This window comes from Paramagnetospirillum sp. (genome assembly GCF_058402745.1).
In genome coordinates this window covers 1-13,550 of sequence record NZ_JBZVFI010000002.1, presented here as the reverse complement: position 1 = coordinate 13,550, position 13,550 = coordinate 1, and the positions used below count along the sequence as shown (strand labels likewise).

At 64.6% G+C, this 13,550-nt stretch carries 10 protein-coding genes, 2 tRNA genes and 1 pseudogene; 6 read left to right on the top strand and 7 right to left on the bottom strand.

Annotated elements, in window-relative coordinates; genetic code table 11:
- Positions 1-51: 51 nt before the first annotated feature.
- Entirely contained in the window at positions 52-1,128 is a 1,077-nt protein-coding gene (locus ACV4UZ_RS00105; protein ID WP_491598929.1) for an IS5 family transposase, read from the top strand.
- Between the two features lie 59 nt (positions 1,129-1,187).
- Here the strand turns inward: ACV4UZ_RS00105 and ACV4UZ_RS00100 are convergent, their stop codons facing one another.
- Together ACV4UZ_RS00100 and ACV4UZ_RS00095 are read right to left on the bottom strand one after the other, a co-directional pair.
- Entirely contained in the window at positions 1,188-3,854 is a 2,667-nt protein-coding gene (locus ACV4UZ_RS00100) for a TIR domain-containing protein (RefSeq protein ID WP_491598928.1), read from the bottom strand.
- 53 nt (positions 3,855-3,907) lie between these two features.
- Positions 3,908-3,983: transfer RNA gene (locus tag ACV4UZ_RS00095), tRNA-Ile, on the bottom strand.
- A gap of 203 nt (positions 3,984-4,186) precedes the next feature.
- Between ACV4UZ_RS00095 and ACV4UZ_RS00090 the strand changes: the two genes are divergently transcribed.
- Positions 4,187-4,429 carry a hypothetical protein gene (locus ACV4UZ_RS00090; RefSeq protein ID WP_491598926.1) on the top strand — a complete coding sequence of 81 codons (243 nt, stop codon included), beginning with the start codon at positions 4,187-4,189 and terminating at the stop codon, positions 4,427-4,429.
- Positions 4,430-4,483: 54 nt separating this feature from the next.
- On the opposite strand, the gene ACV4UZ_RS00085 is transcribed toward ACV4UZ_RS00090, so the two are convergent.
- The gene (locus tag ACV4UZ_RS00085; protein ID WP_491598927.1) at positions 4,484-5,089 is read right to left on the bottom strand and encodes a sigma-70 family RNA polymerase sigma factor; all 606 of its coding nucleotides are present in this window, start codon (positions 5,087-5,089) and stop codon (positions 4,484-4,486) included.
- A gap of 35 nt (positions 5,090-5,124) precedes the next feature.
- Between ACV4UZ_RS00085 and rpoD (ACV4UZ_RS00080) the strand changes: the two are divergent.
- A pseudogene (gene rpoD, locus ACV4UZ_RS00080) lies at positions 5,125-6,459 on the top strand (RNA polymerase sigma factor RpoD); the annotation flags it as partial.
- A 54-nt stretch (positions 6,460-6,513) separates the two neighbouring features.
- On the opposite strand, the gene ACV4UZ_RS00075 reads toward rpoD (ACV4UZ_RS00080), so the two are convergent.
- On the bottom strand, positions 6,514-6,756 hold the full coding sequence (locus tag ACV4UZ_RS00075; protein ID WP_491598926.1) for a hypothetical protein: 243 nt from the start codon (positions 6,754-6,756) through the stop codon (positions 6,514-6,516).
- Positions 6,757-6,959: 203 nt separating this feature from the next.
- Between ACV4UZ_RS00075 and ACV4UZ_RS00070 the strand changes: the two genes are divergently transcribed.
- Positions 6,960-7,035 (top strand) — tRNA-Ile (locus ACV4UZ_RS00070).
- A gap of 172 nt (positions 7,036-7,207) precedes the next feature.
- Here the strand turns inward: ACV4UZ_RS00070 and rpoD (ACV4UZ_RS00065) are convergent.
- The 3 genes from rpoD (ACV4UZ_RS00065) to ACV4UZ_RS00055 all read right to left on the bottom strand — a co-directional run bounded on the left by rpoD (ACV4UZ_RS00065) (position 7,208) and on the right by ACV4UZ_RS00055 (position 11,697).
- Positions 7,208-9,244 carry an RNA polymerase sigma factor RpoD gene (gene rpoD / locus ACV4UZ_RS00065; protein WP_491598925.1) on the bottom strand — a complete coding sequence of 679 codons (2,037 nt, stop codon included), beginning with the start codon at positions 9,242-9,244 and terminating at the stop codon, positions 7,208-7,210.
- Between the two features lie 77 nt (positions 9,245-9,321).
- Positions 9,322-11,181, bottom strand: coding sequence for a DNA primase (gene dnaG, locus ACV4UZ_RS00060; protein ID WP_491598924.1), 1,860 nt, complete (start codon positions 11,179-11,181; stop codon positions 9,322-9,324).
- Positions 11,182-11,238: 57 nt separating this feature from the next.
- Entirely contained in the window at positions 11,239-11,697 is a 459-nt protein-coding gene (locus ACV4UZ_RS00055; protein ID WP_491598923.1) for a GatB/YqeY domain-containing protein, read from the bottom strand.
- Positions 11,698-12,029: 332 nt separating this feature from the next.
- Between ACV4UZ_RS00055 and carA the strand changes: the two genes are divergently transcribed.
- Both carA and ACV4UZ_RS00045 read left to right on the top strand, forming a co-directional pair.
- Positions 12,030-13,235, top strand: coding sequence for a glutamine-hydrolyzing carbamoyl-phosphate synthase small subunit (carA, locus tag ACV4UZ_RS00050; RefSeq protein WP_491598922.1), 1,206 nt, complete (start codon positions 12,030-12,032; stop codon positions 13,233-13,235).
- A 45-nt stretch (positions 13,236-13,280) separates the two neighbouring features.
- Positions 13,281-13,550 (top strand): GxxExxY protein (locus ACV4UZ_RS00045; RefSeq protein ID WP_491598921.1); only part of this gene is annotated, 270 nt, incomplete at its 3' end.

Here is a 13,550-nt window from a genome sequence, read left to right as displayed (position 1 = left end):
GTTCTGACGGTTTTGTGATTCGATTCTCCCTGGGATCACCGGGAGGTCGAGATGAAGGGGCAAGCCGGTTTCTGGGATTTCGAGCACAGCCTTGAGGCTCTGTCGGCGGAAGGCGATCCGCTGGAGCAACTGGAGCGGACGGTTCGCTTCGAGCAATTTCGCCCGGCGCTGACCAAGGCGGTTCGGCGCTCCGATCCGTCGAAGGGCGGCCGGCCCGGGTTCGACGTGGTGCTAAAATTCAAGATGCTGGTCCTGCAAGGGCTGTATGGCCTGTCGTTGCAGCAGACGGCGTTTCAGGTGCGGGATCGCCTGACCTGGCTGCGGTTCTGCGGCCTGCGCCCCGGAGACGCGGTGCCCGACGCCAACACGCTGTGGGATTTCCGCGAGGCGCTGATCAAGACCAAGGCGCTGGACCGGCTGTTCAACACGCTCGACCAGGCGATTTCCGCTGCCGGCTATTTGGCCATGGGCGGCCAGATCATCGACGCCACCCTGGTAGCGGCGCCCAAGCAGCGCAACAGCGATGGCGAGAAGGAGGCGATCAAGGCCGGTCAGATCCCCGAGGCGTGGACGGACAAGCCGGCCAAGCTGCGGCAAAAGGATCGAGATGCCCGCTGGACGGTGAAATTCGCCAAGGCTAAGCCGACGGCGGATGGCAAGCCGCAGATCGACATCGCCATTCCGGTCTTCGGCTACAAGAGCCATATCTCCATCGACCGCCTGCACGGCATCATCCGCCGCTGCATTGTGACCGACGCGGCGGCGGCGGACGGTGCCCGACTGCGGGAGGGGCTGATCGATCCGAACAATACCGCCTCACCGGTGTGGGCCGATACCGCCTACCGCTCCCAGGCCAACGACGATTTCCTGGCCGACCATGGCCGCGTCAGCCACATCCACCGCAAGAAGCCGAGAGGCAAACCAATGGCCAAGGCCACGGCGAGAGCCAATGCGGTCAAATCCAAAATCCGCGCCCGCGTCGAGCACGTCTTTGCCGAGCAGAAGGACCGCATGGGGCTTTTCATCCGAACCATCGGCAAGGCCAGGGCCGAGGCGACGATCACCCTGGTCAATATTGCCTACAATATGAAACGGTGGTGCTGGCTGGAGAAAACGGCCGCCGCATGACCCCAAGGAAGGGGAATGCCGAGGCAATTCAACCTCAGAATTGGACCAAAAGTTCCTCTTCAGATCACGGCCAGGCCGGAACGCGCCCACGCCGACCGTCTCTGAACGTCAGAAATCGAGTTTCCGGAGGCGTCCACGTCAGAAATCGAGTTTCCGGAGGCGTCCAAGGTGTCCGGCTCGGTGGGGATATCGCGCTCGCGCCGGAACTGGGAGGGAAACACCAGGAACCGCCCGGAAGGTGTTTCCTGGGCGATGCACAGGGCATTTTCCAGGAAGGTCTGGACCATGGCGTGGAGCAGCAACTCCTCGTCCGGGCGGTGGCTCAGACGCTCGACACCGGTGAAGTCGAACCCGGCATGGTGAATGTCGGCTTCGGCGATGCATCCCATTTCGTCCTTATGGGCGCGGGCGGCGCGGATGATGGCCCCGGCATAGCCGTTGAGGAGATCGGGACGCAGCAACACCAGGTCGCCGAATTCCAGCGGCCGCACCAGCCCCTGGTTGGCCAGCAGGGTGACCGCCGTGCGCACGTCGGACTCGCCGAAGGATTCGGCGGGCAGCGCCTGCTCCAGCCGCTGGGCCAGTTCGCTGAAGCGCAGCAGCCTGATATCGTCCTCGTCGCGCATGGTCATGACGGCGGTCTTCAGCGCCGCCAGCAGGCGCGGGGTGGAGGTCCAGGGCAGGGTGTCCCACGGGATGTGGTCGGCGATAAGCTGCTTCAGGCGCGAGGGCCTGCCGCCATTGCCGCTGTCGGAACAGTTCTCCCCGGTTTTGGCGCTGGTGGCGATCCAGTCGGCGAAGCCATGCTGGGTCCGGAAGCGATTGATCTTGGTATCGCCCAGTTTCATGCCTCCCACATCCACCTGGGAGAACACCAACAGCCGGGGCGGCGGTGGCCGCTTGGACTTGCCGGCCGAGGCGGCGGTCTCCAGGGCCTTGAGCCAGTCGCCCGCGCCGGCGAAAGGATCGTCCCGCTGGGGGTTGAGCAGCAGGAGGGCCAGCGCCGTCTGGTCCAGGAACAGCTGATGGATCAGGCGGTAATCCTCCTGCCCGGCCAGATCCCACAGCAGCGCCTCGCGCTCCACGGTGTCGTCGGGGGGCAGCGGCAGGTCCAGGGGCCAGACATTCATGCCGTGGGTGCGGTCGCGCACCACGTATTCATCCTCGATCAGGCGATGGGCCAACGAGGTCTTGCCCACCGTCCCCTCGCCCAGCAGTACCACCTTGGCATTGACATAGCGGCGGTCTGAGGCGGTTGCCGAGGGCTGGAATCCGGTCAGGCGGTATACGTAGATGTCGCCTGCATCCGTTCCGACCACCAGCCGGGAGCCCTCGGGAGAGAAGGTCACCGAGAGTGGATCTGCCCCGAGTTTGATGATTTGTAGGCAGGCTCCACAGGCCCAATCCCAAAGCCGGACAGTTCGGTCTCCGAGGCCGCCAGAAGCAAGCACGGCTCCGTCAGGAGAAACAGCGACTGACAGACACTCACCTTCATGCCCTTCCAACGTGCCGACGCAGATATTTGCTTCCAGATCCCAGATGCGGATGGTTTTGTCGTTGGAGCCTGAGGCCGCATAGCGTCCGTCTGGCATGAATTTGACGTTATTTACCAGTTGGGAGTGGCCCTCCAGAATAGATACGCACTGGCTAGTTTCCAGGTCCCAAAGCCGTATCATTCCGCTCCGATGGCCGGATAGTGCCATGGTTGCATTTCTATTAATGTCCCCGCTTAGAATATCAGCCTCTCCAAGTTCTTCCCCTGCTCCATCGACAGTCATAACTTTCAGGCATTGTCCATCGCCAAGATCCCACAAGCGCAAGCTGCCATCGGCTGCTCCGGTGAGAGCGTGGAGACTGTCTGGAAGAGCTGATATAAAGCTGACGTATTTTTTGTGGCCGCATAGCTGCATCTGATTCAGACCAGATGCGATGTTCCACACCAGAACGGAGGAATTTATGCTTGTCGCTAGAAGAAGTTTTCCGTCATATGTCATTGACACTCTTGGAGATACATGAGTTTTATTTTGAAATTTGGCGATACATCTTCCATCTTTCAGGTCAAAAATCCCGACGGTATCATCGCGCCCCTCCGAGGCTACCCATTGCCCATCCGGACTGATGATGACCCCAGAGGCCCAGTTTGAGTGCCCCTTAATCGTCAGCTCGAATACCGCCAGCGGCTCCGGTTCCGGCTGTGGAGGGGACGTTTTCGCGGAGCGCTTCCGCCCTCGCTTCGGCTTGGGTTCCTTTGCGGTGGCGGCCTCCTCCCCCTCCGACCGGCAGGCCTCCAGCAGGGTGGCGAAGGCCTGGTCCGTCTCCTCGCGGTAATCCACATGGAGGTAACGCCGCAGGGTGTCGGGCAGGTCGCAATCGGCCAGCAGCAGGGGAATAAAACGGCGGCCGGTATTGGCCGGGTCGCGGAACAGCACCGTGCTGCGTTCCAGCGTTACCCAGTCGGAAGTTAGGGCGGCCGGTGACAGGCACAGCACCTGCACCCGTGCCGCCTCCAGCCCGCGTTCGATGGCGAGATAAATATCGTCGCCCGGTTTGATGATCCATTCGTCGAACCACACCCGCAGCCCCGAATCGCGCAGCCGTTCGGCCAGGCGCCGTACGCGCGGCTTGTCCTTGGAGTTGTGGCTCAGGAAGACGTCGTAGGTAAAATCACGCGGCATGCGTTCCCCCGCCCCGCCGGCAGCAACCAAGGCGATGGGAACCCATGCCATGGTCCTGTATCGCATGAAAGGCGGGTAGGCTCAACGCCTGGAATGGGGATAATTGGTGGGCCCGGCAGGACTCGAACCTGCAACCAGACCGTTATGAGCGGCCGGCTCTAACCATTGAGCTACAGGCCCCACCGGGGGCGACCATAGCCGAGAGGGATGGAAATGCAAGGGGGGAGACGACGTTTCCGCCGTCTCCGTTCTGCAGTCCTTACGGGAAAGCCCCAATCGACTTCACCTGGAAAGGTCTTCCAACTGACCTCGGCCGGGCTGAAGTTCTTCAACGACAGCGCGCTCAGGAAGGTCGGGTCGTCTTCGACCGAATCATAGGGGCCGTGGACGCCGCGCAGGCGCTTCCATTCCGCCGCCGGGCCGTAATCCATGACCTGGACCTTGCCGTCCATGTGGAAGCCGGCGACCCAGTGGTGGGTATTGCCGCTGCCGTTGCGGATGAAGACGTAGCCCGCCTTGTAATCGGGATTGATGCGGTTGAGCGGCGCGATGGCGAAGCCGGCGGTGTCGGTGCAATGGTCAGAAATCGGCCTGGGGTGAAGCAGATCTGGAATGGAAAAAAGTAGGGGGAGGCGCTCCAGGCGTCTCCCCCATTGTTTCCATCCGATGACGTTCCGAATCTAGGTATCGAGGAACGAGCGCAGCTTGCGCGACCTGGACGGGTGCTTGAGCTTCCGGAGCGCCTTGGCCTCGATCTGGCGGATGCGTTCGCGGGTCACGCTGAACTGCTGGCCCACTTCCTCCAGGGTGTGGTCGGTGTTCATGCCGATGCCGAAGCGCATGCGCAGCACCCGCTCCTCGCGCGGCGTCAGGCTGGCGAGCACCCGGGTGGTGGTCTCGCGCAGATTGGCCTGGATGGCGGCGTCCAGCGGCAGGACGGCGTTCTTGTCCTCGATGAAGTCGCCCAGGTGGCTGTCTTCCTCGTCGCCGATGGGGGTTTCCAGGGAGATGGGCTCCTTGGCGATCTTCAGGACCTTGCGGACCTTCTCCAGCGGCATGGAGAGCTTTTCCGCCAGCTCTTCCGGGGTCGGCTCGCGGCCGATCTCGTGCAGCATCTGACGGCTGGTGCGGACCAGCTTGTTGATGGTCTCGATCATGTGCACCGGGATGCGGATGGTGCGGGCCTGGTCGGCGATGGAGCGGGTGATGGCCTGCCTGATCCACCAGGTGGCGTAGGTGGAGAACTTGTAGCCGCGCCGGTACTCGAACTTGTCCACCGCCTTCATCAGGCCGATATTGCCCTCCTGGATGAGGTCCAGGAAAGGAAGACGGCGCCGAGGGCGAAGGCGAGGTCGAGGGCGAAGGCGAGGCCGAGGAAGGCGAGGAGAACTCCATCTCGCTGGCCGCCATGGAAACCGAGCTGCTGCCCATCGTGCTCGAGACCTTCGAGGCCATCGCCGCCACCCACCACAAGCTGGAGAAGGTCCAGGACCAGCGCCTGGCCGCCCTGAACAAGGGCGAGGCGGTCACCGCCGCCATGGAGAAGAAGTACGACAAGCTGAAGGCGGAACTGGTCCGCCTGATGGACGGCGTGCATCTCAACAACGCCCGCATCGAGCAGCTGGTCGAACAGCTCAACGGGCTGAACCGCCGCCTGATGATGCAGGAAGGCCGCCTGCTGCGTCTGGCCGAATCCTGCCGGGTGAAGCGCCAGGACTTCCTCGACGCCTATTACGGCTCGGAACTGGACCCCAACTGGATCGAGCAGGTCACCCAGCGGTCCAAGCAGTGGAAGGACTTCGCCACCCGCCACGGCAAGGAAGCCGCCGACATCCGCGCCGCCATCGCCGACATCTCCACCGAGGCCGGCCTGCCCATCAGCGAATACCGCCGCATCGTCCAGACGGTGCAGAAGGGCGAGCGCGAGGCCAGCAAGGCCAAGAAGGAGATGATCGAGGCCAACCTGCGCCTGGTGATCTCCATCGCCAAGAAGTACACCAATCGCGGCCTGCAGTTCCTGGACCTCATCCAGGAGGGCAATATCGGCCTGATGAAGGCGGTGGACAAGTTCGAGTACCGGCGCGGCTACAAGTTCTCCACCTACGCCACCTGGTGGATCAGGCAGGCCATCACCCGCTCCATCGCCGACCAGGCCCGCACCATCCGCATCCCGGTGCACATGATCGAGACCATCAACAAGCTGGTCCGCACCAGCCGTCAGATGCTGCACGAGATCGGCCGCGAGCCGACCCCGGAAGAGCTGGCGGAAAAGCTCTCCATGCCGCTGGAGAAGGTCCGCAAGGTCCTGAAGATCGCCAAGGAGCCCATCTCCCTGGAAACCCCCATCGGCGACGAGGAAGACAGCCACCTGGGCGACTTCATCGAGGACAAGAACGCCGTCCTGCCGCTGGACGCCGCCATCCAGGCCAATCTGCGCGAGACCACCACCCGGGTGCTCGCCAGCCTGACGCCGCGCGAGGAGCGGGTGCTGCGCATGCGCTTCGGCATCGGCATGAACACCGACCACACCCTGGAGGAAGTGGGCCAGCAGTTCAGCGTGACCCGCGAACGCATCCGCCAGATCGAGGCCAAGGCGCTCCGGAAGCTCAAGCACCCGTCCAGGTCGCGCAAGCTGCGCTCGTTCCTCGATACCTAGATTCGGAACGTCATCGGATGGAAACAATGGGGGAGACGCCTGGAGCGCCTCCCCCTACTTTTTTCCATTCCAGATCTGCTTCACCCCAGGCCGATTTCTGACCATTGCACCGACACCGCCGGCTTCGCCATCGCGCCGCTCAACCGCATCAATCCCGATTACAAGGCGGGCTACGTCTTCATCCGCAACGGCAGCGGCAATACCCACCACTGGGTCGCCGGCTTCCACATGGACGGCAAGGTCCAGGTCATGGATTACGGCCCGGCGGCGGAATGGAAGCGCCTGCGCGGCGTCCACGGCCCCTATGATTCGGTCGAAGACGACCCGACCTTCCTGAGCGCGCTGTCGTTGAAGAACTTCAGCCCGGCCGAGGTCAGTTGGAAGACCTTTCCAGGTGAAGTCGATTGGGGCTTTCCCGTAAGGACTGCAGAACGGAGACGGCGGAAACGTCGTCTCCCCCCTTGCATTTCCATCCCTCTCGGCTATGGTCGCCCCCGGTGGGGCCTGTAGCTCAATGGTTAGAGCCGGCCGCTCATAACGGTCTGGTTGCAGGTTCGAGTCCTGCCGGGCCCACCAATTATCCCCATTCCAGGCGTTGAGCCTACCCGCCTTTCATGCGATACAGGACCATGGCATGGGTTCCCATCGCCTTGGTTGCTGCCGGCGGGGCGGGGGAACGCATGCCGCGTGATTTTGGGAGGCGCTCCAGGCGTCTCCCCCATTGTTTCCATCCGATGACGTTCCGAATCTAGGTATCGAGGAACGAGCGCAGCTTGCGCGACCTGGACGGGTGCTTGAGCTTCCGGAGCGCCTTGGCCTCGATCTGGCGGATGCGTTCGCGGGTCACGCTGAACTGCTGGCCCACTTCCTCCAGGGTGTGGTCGGTGTTCATGCCGATGCCGAAGCGCATGCGCAGCACCCGCTCCTCGCGCGGCGTCAGGCTGGCGAGCACCCGGGTGGTGGTCTCGCGCAGATTGGCCTGGATGGCGGCGTCCAGCGGCAGGACGGCGTTCTTGTCCTCGATGAAGTCGCCCAGGTGGCTGTCTTCCTCGTCGCCGATGGGGGTTTCCAGGGAGATGGGCTCCTTGGCGATCTTCAGGACCTTGCGGACCTTCTCCAGCGGCATGGAGAGCTTTTCCGCCAGCTCTTCCGGGGTCGGCTCGCGGCCGATCTCGTGCAGCATCTGACGGCTGGTGCGGACCAGCTTGTTGATGGTCTCGATCATGTGCACCGGGATGCGGATGGTGCGGGCCTGGTCGGCGATGGAGCGGGTGATGGCCTGCCTGATCCACCAGGTGGCGTAGGTGGAGAACTTGTAGCCGCGCCGGTACTCGAACTTGTCCACCGCCTTCATCAGGCCGATATTGCCCTCCTGGATGAGGTCCAGGAACTGCAGGCCGCGATTGGTGTACTTCTTGGCGATGGAGATCACCAGGCGCAGGTTGGCCTCGATCATCTCCTTCTTGGCCTTGCTGGCCTCGCGCTCGCCCTTCTGCACCGTCTGGACGATGCGGCGGTATTCGCTGATGGGCAGGCCGGCCTCGGTGGAGATGTCGGCGATGGCGGCGCGGATGTCGGCGGCTTCCTTGCCGTGGCGGGTGGCGAAGTCCTTCCACTGCTTGGACCGCTGGGTGACCTGCTCGATCCAGTTGGGGTCCAGTTCCGAGCCGTAATAGGCGTCGAGGAAGTCCTGGCGCTTCACCCGGCAGGATTCGGCCAGACGCAGCAGGCGGCCTTCCTGCATCATCAGGCGGCGGTTCAGCCCGTTGAGCTGTTCGACCAGCTGCTCGATGCGGGCGTTGTTGAGATGCACGCCGTCCATCAGGCGGACCAGTTCCGCCTTCAGCTTGTCGTACTTCTTCTCCATGGCGGCGGTGACCGCCTCGCCCTTGTTCAGGGCGGCCAGGCGCTGGTCCTGGACCTTCTCCAGCTTGTGGTGGGTGGCGGCGATGGCCTCGAAGGTCTCGAGCACGATGGGCAGCAGCTCGGTTTCCATGGCGGCCAGCGAGATGGAGTTCTCCTCGCCTTCCTCGGCCTCGCCTTCGCCCTCGACCTCGCCTTCGCCCTCGGCGCCGTCTTCCTTCTCCTCGTCGCCGGCCTCGCCCTTGCCCTCGGCGGGAGTTTCGGCCTTGCCCTCGGCGGGGGATTCGACGGGGGCGGCCTCGGCGGCGCCCTCCATCTCCACCTCGGCCAGTTCGTCGGCCTCGGGATCGGCGCCGTAGGTGGCATCCAGGTCGATGATGTCCCTGAGCAGCATCTTGCCCTCGACCAGGGCGTCATGCCATTCGACCACGGCGCGCAGCGTCAGCGGGCTTTCGCAGATGCCGCCGATCATCATCTCGCGGCCGGCCTCGATGCGCTTGGCGATGGCGATCTCGCCCTCGCGGGACAAAAGCTCCACCGAGCCCATCTCGCGCAGGTACATGCGAACCGGGTCGTCGGTGCGGCCCAGGTCTTCCTCGTCCACGTTGCCGGCGCCGGAATAGCCCTCGGTCTCGGTGGCCTCTTCCTCGGCGGCCTCGGCGGCGTTGTCCTCGCCTTCCTCGCTTTCCACCACGTTGATGCCCAGCTCGGACAGCATGGCCATGGTGTCCTCGATCTGCTCGGACGACACCTCGTCGGGGGGCATGGCGGCGTTCAGCTCGTCATAGGTGACGTAGCCGCGCTCCTTGCCCTTGGCCACCATCTTCTTGACGGCGACGCCCAGGGTGTCGAGCAGCGGGCCGTCCATGGCCTCGTCCTGGTTCTCGGAAACTTCGGCCGTATTCGTCGATTTGGTCGCCATGAAAAATGCTGCTCCTCAAGGGTCCGACCCCGAGCCGGGCCGGATTCTCCGGTCCCGCCCACTGTTCACAAAAGTCTTCAACCGTTCCCGGACGCCTCGTCGTCCAGGACGCTGGCCGTCTGCTGCTGCTTCTTCACCGCCTCGAAGCGGCTCCACGACGCGGGTGTGGGGCCTTGGGCGAGTTCGGCGTTGGCTTCGCTCACGTCAGCCAGCAGGTCCTTCCTGGTATAAAGATTGTAGACGTGTTCCCAATGGACCCGGGCTTCCTCGGTGGAAAGGTCGCCGCGCAGGGCGCGGACCCGCCTTTCGTTGGCATCGAGCAGGAAGTCCAGAATCTCGGAATATCCGTCCGTCCTCAAATGGGTGACGAGACCGTCCGCGTCAAGGTCGCGGGCAGCCCCGAGGTGCTTTAGAATCCCGCGTCGAAGATTGTCAAGGGTCTTGTCCGCGAAAGTGGTCTCGCCGAGGCGTTCGCCGATGGAATCCAGCAGTCGGGGATGGTCGAGAACCAGGGACAGCATCATCCATTCCTGGGCCGCCGCATTGGGCCGGGGCGGGCGGGGACGGCCGGCGCCGGGCAGCAGGCCGTCGGGTCCCTTCAGCGGCGCCTGGGGATCGGGGCGGAAGCGGCCGAAGCCCTTGCCCGCCGTCTTGGTCCAGGGGCGCGGCGGCGGACGGAACGAGTCCTTGGCCTTCTGGCGGAAGGTGGACAGGTACTGGTAGCGCACCGTCTCGTCGGCGATGGAGAAGGCCTTTTCCGCCAGTTCCTTCTCCAGCAGGGCGCGCCGCTCGGGGGTATCCAGCGGCCGGTCCTGGGTGGCGAGGCGCCAGGCCACCTCCACCAGGGGCTGGGCGGCGTCCAGCACGGCGGCCATGGCGGCGGGGCCCTTGGCCTTGATCAGGGAATCCGGGTCCTCGGGCGGCGGCAGGGTGGCGAAGCGCAAGCTGTGGCCGGGCTTGAGGATGGGAAAGGCGCGGTCCAGGGCACGGGCCATGGCCCGCTGTCCCGCCTTGTCGCCGTCGAGGCAGAGGATGGGCTCGGGCGCGAGGCGCCACAGCTCCTCGATCTGCTGCTCGGTCACCGCCGTGCCCAGCGGCGCCACCGCATAGGCGAAGCCGGCCTGATGGAGCGCGATGACGTCCATGTAGCCCTCGACCACCACCACCCGGTTCGTCTCGCGCGCCTGCTCGCGGGCATGGGCCAGGCCGTAAAGGGTCTGGCCCTTGTGGAACAGCGGCGTGTCGGGGGAGTTGAGGTATTTGGGCTGGCCGTCGCCCAGAATGCGGGCGCCGAAGCCGATCACCCTTCCGCGCCGGTCGGTGATGGGGAACATCACCCGGCCGCGGAAATAGTCGAAGGAGGCGCCGCCATTGTCGGGCTTCTTCAGCAGCCCCGCCTCGATCAGCAGGCTCTCCGGGCATTCCTTGCTCATCAGCGCGCTTTTCAGCGCCTCGCGGGACTCGGGGGCGAAGCCCAGGCGGAAACGGGCGATGGTCTCGTCCGACAGTCCCCGGTTCTTGAGATAGGCGAAGCCATCGCGCCCCGTGGGGCCGCGCAGGTGCTTCTCGAAGAAGACGGTGGCGGATTCCAGGGCGTCGTGCAGCGAGGCGCGGCGCGCTTCCCTGACCCGTTCCTCCGGCGTGGCCTTGGGCACTTCCAGCCCGGCCTCGGCGGCCAGCCGCTCCACCGCCTCGGTGAAGCTGAGGTGTCCGGCCCGCATCTCGAAGCCGATGGCGTCGCCATGGGCACCGCAGCCGAAGCAATGGAAGAACCCCTTGTCGTCGTTGACGGTGAACGACGGGGTCTTCTCGTTGTGGAAGGGGCACAGGCCCTGGTGCTCGCGCCCCTTGCGCACCAGCTTGACCCGCCGGGCCACCACCGAGGTGACCGGGATGCGGGCGCGCAGCTCGTCGAGGAATTGGGGAGGGAAAGCCATGCCTGGGTCTTTCCGTTCACGTCACCCGCTGGATATGGTGAGGCCGCCGGGGCGGCGTCAGCCCCCCAGCTCCTTCTTCACCACCGCGCCGGCCTTGGCGAAGTCCATGCAGCCGGCATGGCTGGCCTTCAATTCCGCCATGACCTTGCCCATGTCCTTGATGCCGCCGGCGCCGGTGGCCGCGATGGCGGCCTTGACCGCCTGGGTGATCGCCGCTTCATCCATCTGCTTGGGCAGGAACTTCTCGATGATGGCGATTTCCTCGGCTTCCTGCTGTGCCAGCTCGGGACGGCCGCCCTGCTCGTACATGGAGATGCTCTCGCGGCGCTGCTTGATCATCGACTGCAGCATCTGCTGAATCTCGGCGTCGGGGATGCCGTCGGCCAGCCCCTTGGGCCGGGCCGCGATGTCGCGGTCCTTCAGCGCCGCCAGGATCAGGCGGACCGTGGAAACCGTGCGGGCATCCTTGCCCAGCATCGCGGCCTTGAGCGCGTCATTCAACTGCTGGCGCAGCATGGCAACCCCTCGTTTGGGAAAGCGCACAGGCTACTCCAAATCCCCACGGAAAGGAAGCTTATCCGTGGAATGCCATCGCCTTGAAAAGGAAGGGTTTTTCTCGCTCCGTCGCGACGCTTGACTCTGTCCGCGCCCGTCATTATAAGGCGCGGAATTTACCTGATGCCGACTGGGCCTCGACGAGGACCCCGCAGCCCCGAAGGTCTTGCCCGTTCGCGAGATGCTCCGGCGGCCTTCTGCGGCCCAAAATCGGCGGGGAGAGCCTCGGCTCTCTATGATACTGTACCTGCGGCCGGAGCCCTTCCGGCCCGCGAACGCGACAAAGGACCACCATGCCGAACCAACACGGGACCGCACCGAAGCCCAGCAGCCAGGTGCCGACCTTTGATGCGCCGCGCCCCCCGGGAGCGACCGGGGCCCTGGTCCTGGCCGACGGCACCGTGCTGTGGGGCAAGGGGCTGGGCGCCGCCGGCTCCAACGTGGGTGAGGTGGTGTTCACCACCGGCATGACCGGTTATCAGGAGACGCTGACCGATCCCTCCTTCGCCGGCCAGGTCATCACCTTCACCTTCCCCCACGTGGGCAATGTGGGCACCAATGCCGAGGACCTGGAGACCACCACTCCGGCGGCCCGCGGCCTGATCCTGCGGGCCGACATCACCGAGCCCGCCAACTGGCGCTCGGCCAGGCACCTGGATTCCTGGCTGAAGGCCAACAACATCACCGGCATCTGCGGCATCGACACCCGGGCGCTGACCCGGCGCATCCGCGCCAACGGCGCGCCCAACGGCGTCATCGTCAACGCCCCCGACGGCAATTTCGATCTGCCCGCCCTGTGGGCCAAGGCCAAGGACTGGCCGGGCCTGGAGGGCATGGATCTGGCGCTGGACGTCACCTGCGCCCAGACCTATTCCTGGGACGAGACCGAGTGGTCGCTTCGCGGCGGCTACGGCAAGCAGGACCAGCCCCGCTTCCACGTGGTGGCCATCGATTTCGGTGCCAAGCGCAACATCCTGCGCTGCCTCGCCAATACCGGCTGCAAGGTCACCGTGCTGCCGGCCGAGGCCACCGCCGAGCAGGTCCTGGCGCTCAATCCCGACGGCGTGTTCCTGTCCAACGGCCCCGGCGACCCGGCGGCGACGGGCAAGTACGCCGTGCCCATGATCCAGGGCGTGGTCAAGGCGGGCAAGCCGCTGTTCGGCATCTGCCTCGGCCATCAGATGCTGTCCCTCGCCCTCGGCGGCAAGACCTTCAAGATGGACACCGGCCATCGCGGCGCCAACCATCCGGTCAAGGATCTGGAGACCGGCAAGGTGGAGATCACCAGCCAGAATCACGGCTTCGTGGTGGACGAAAAGTCCCTGCCCGCCGGCGTCAAGGTCACCCACCGCTCGCTGTTCGACGGCTCGGTGGAAGGCATCGCGGTCGAGGGCAAGCCGGTGTTCTCGGTGCAGTACCACCCGGAAGCCTCGCCGGGGCCGCAGGATGCCCATTACCTGTTCGAGCGGTTCGTGGGGTTGATGGAGAAGCGGGGCTAGGCGGACGCGTTCATTTCACCACGAAGGCACGAAGGCTCGAAGGAATTGGAAGGGGACAAGGAATTCGACGCCGCAAGCCGAAGGGTGATCGGGCTGGCGATTGAGGTCCACAGGGCTTTAGGCCCAGGACTGCTCGAATCGGCCTATGAGCAGTGTCTGGCTCATGAACTGGAGTTGAACGAAATCCCTTTCAAGCGACAGGTGCCCGTTCCGGTCGTCTACAAGGGAATGCAACTGGACTGCGCTTACCGGCTTGACTTGGTCGTTGCCGATGCGCTGGTCCTGGAAATCAAGGCGGTTGAGAAATTGCTGCCG

What these genes read in the sequence shown, in the direction of transcription:
- rpoD (WP_491598925.1), bottom strand. Translation starts at nt 9,244, where the DNA reads ATGGCGACCAAATCGACGAATACGGCCGAAGTTTCCGAGAACCAGGAC.
- ACV4UZ_RS00055 (WP_491598923.1), bottom strand. Translation starts at nt 11,697, where the DNA reads ATGCTGCGCCAGCAGTTGAATGACGCGCTCAAGGCCGCGATGCTGGGC.
- ACV4UZ_RS00105 (WP_491598929.1), top strand. Translation starts at nt 52, where the DNA reads ATGAAGGGGCAAGCCGGTTTCTGGGATTTCGAGCACAGCCTTGAGGCT.
- carA (WP_491598922.1), top strand. Translation starts at nt 12,030, where the DNA reads ATGCCGAACCAACACGGGACCGCACCGAAGCCCAGCAGCCAGGTGCCG.
- ACV4UZ_RS00085 (WP_491598927.1), bottom strand. Translation starts at nt 5,089, where the DNA reads ATGAAGGCGGTGGACAAGTTCGAGTACCGGCGCGGCTACAAGTTCTCC.
- ACV4UZ_RS00100 (WP_491598928.1), bottom strand. Translation starts at nt 3,854, where the DNA reads ATGGCATGGGTTCCCATCGCCTTGGTTGCTGCCGGCGGGGCGGGGGAA.
- dnaG (WP_491598924.1), bottom strand. Translation starts at nt 11,181, where the DNA reads ATGGCTTTCCCTCCCCAATTCCTCGACGAGCTGCGCGCCCGCATCCCG.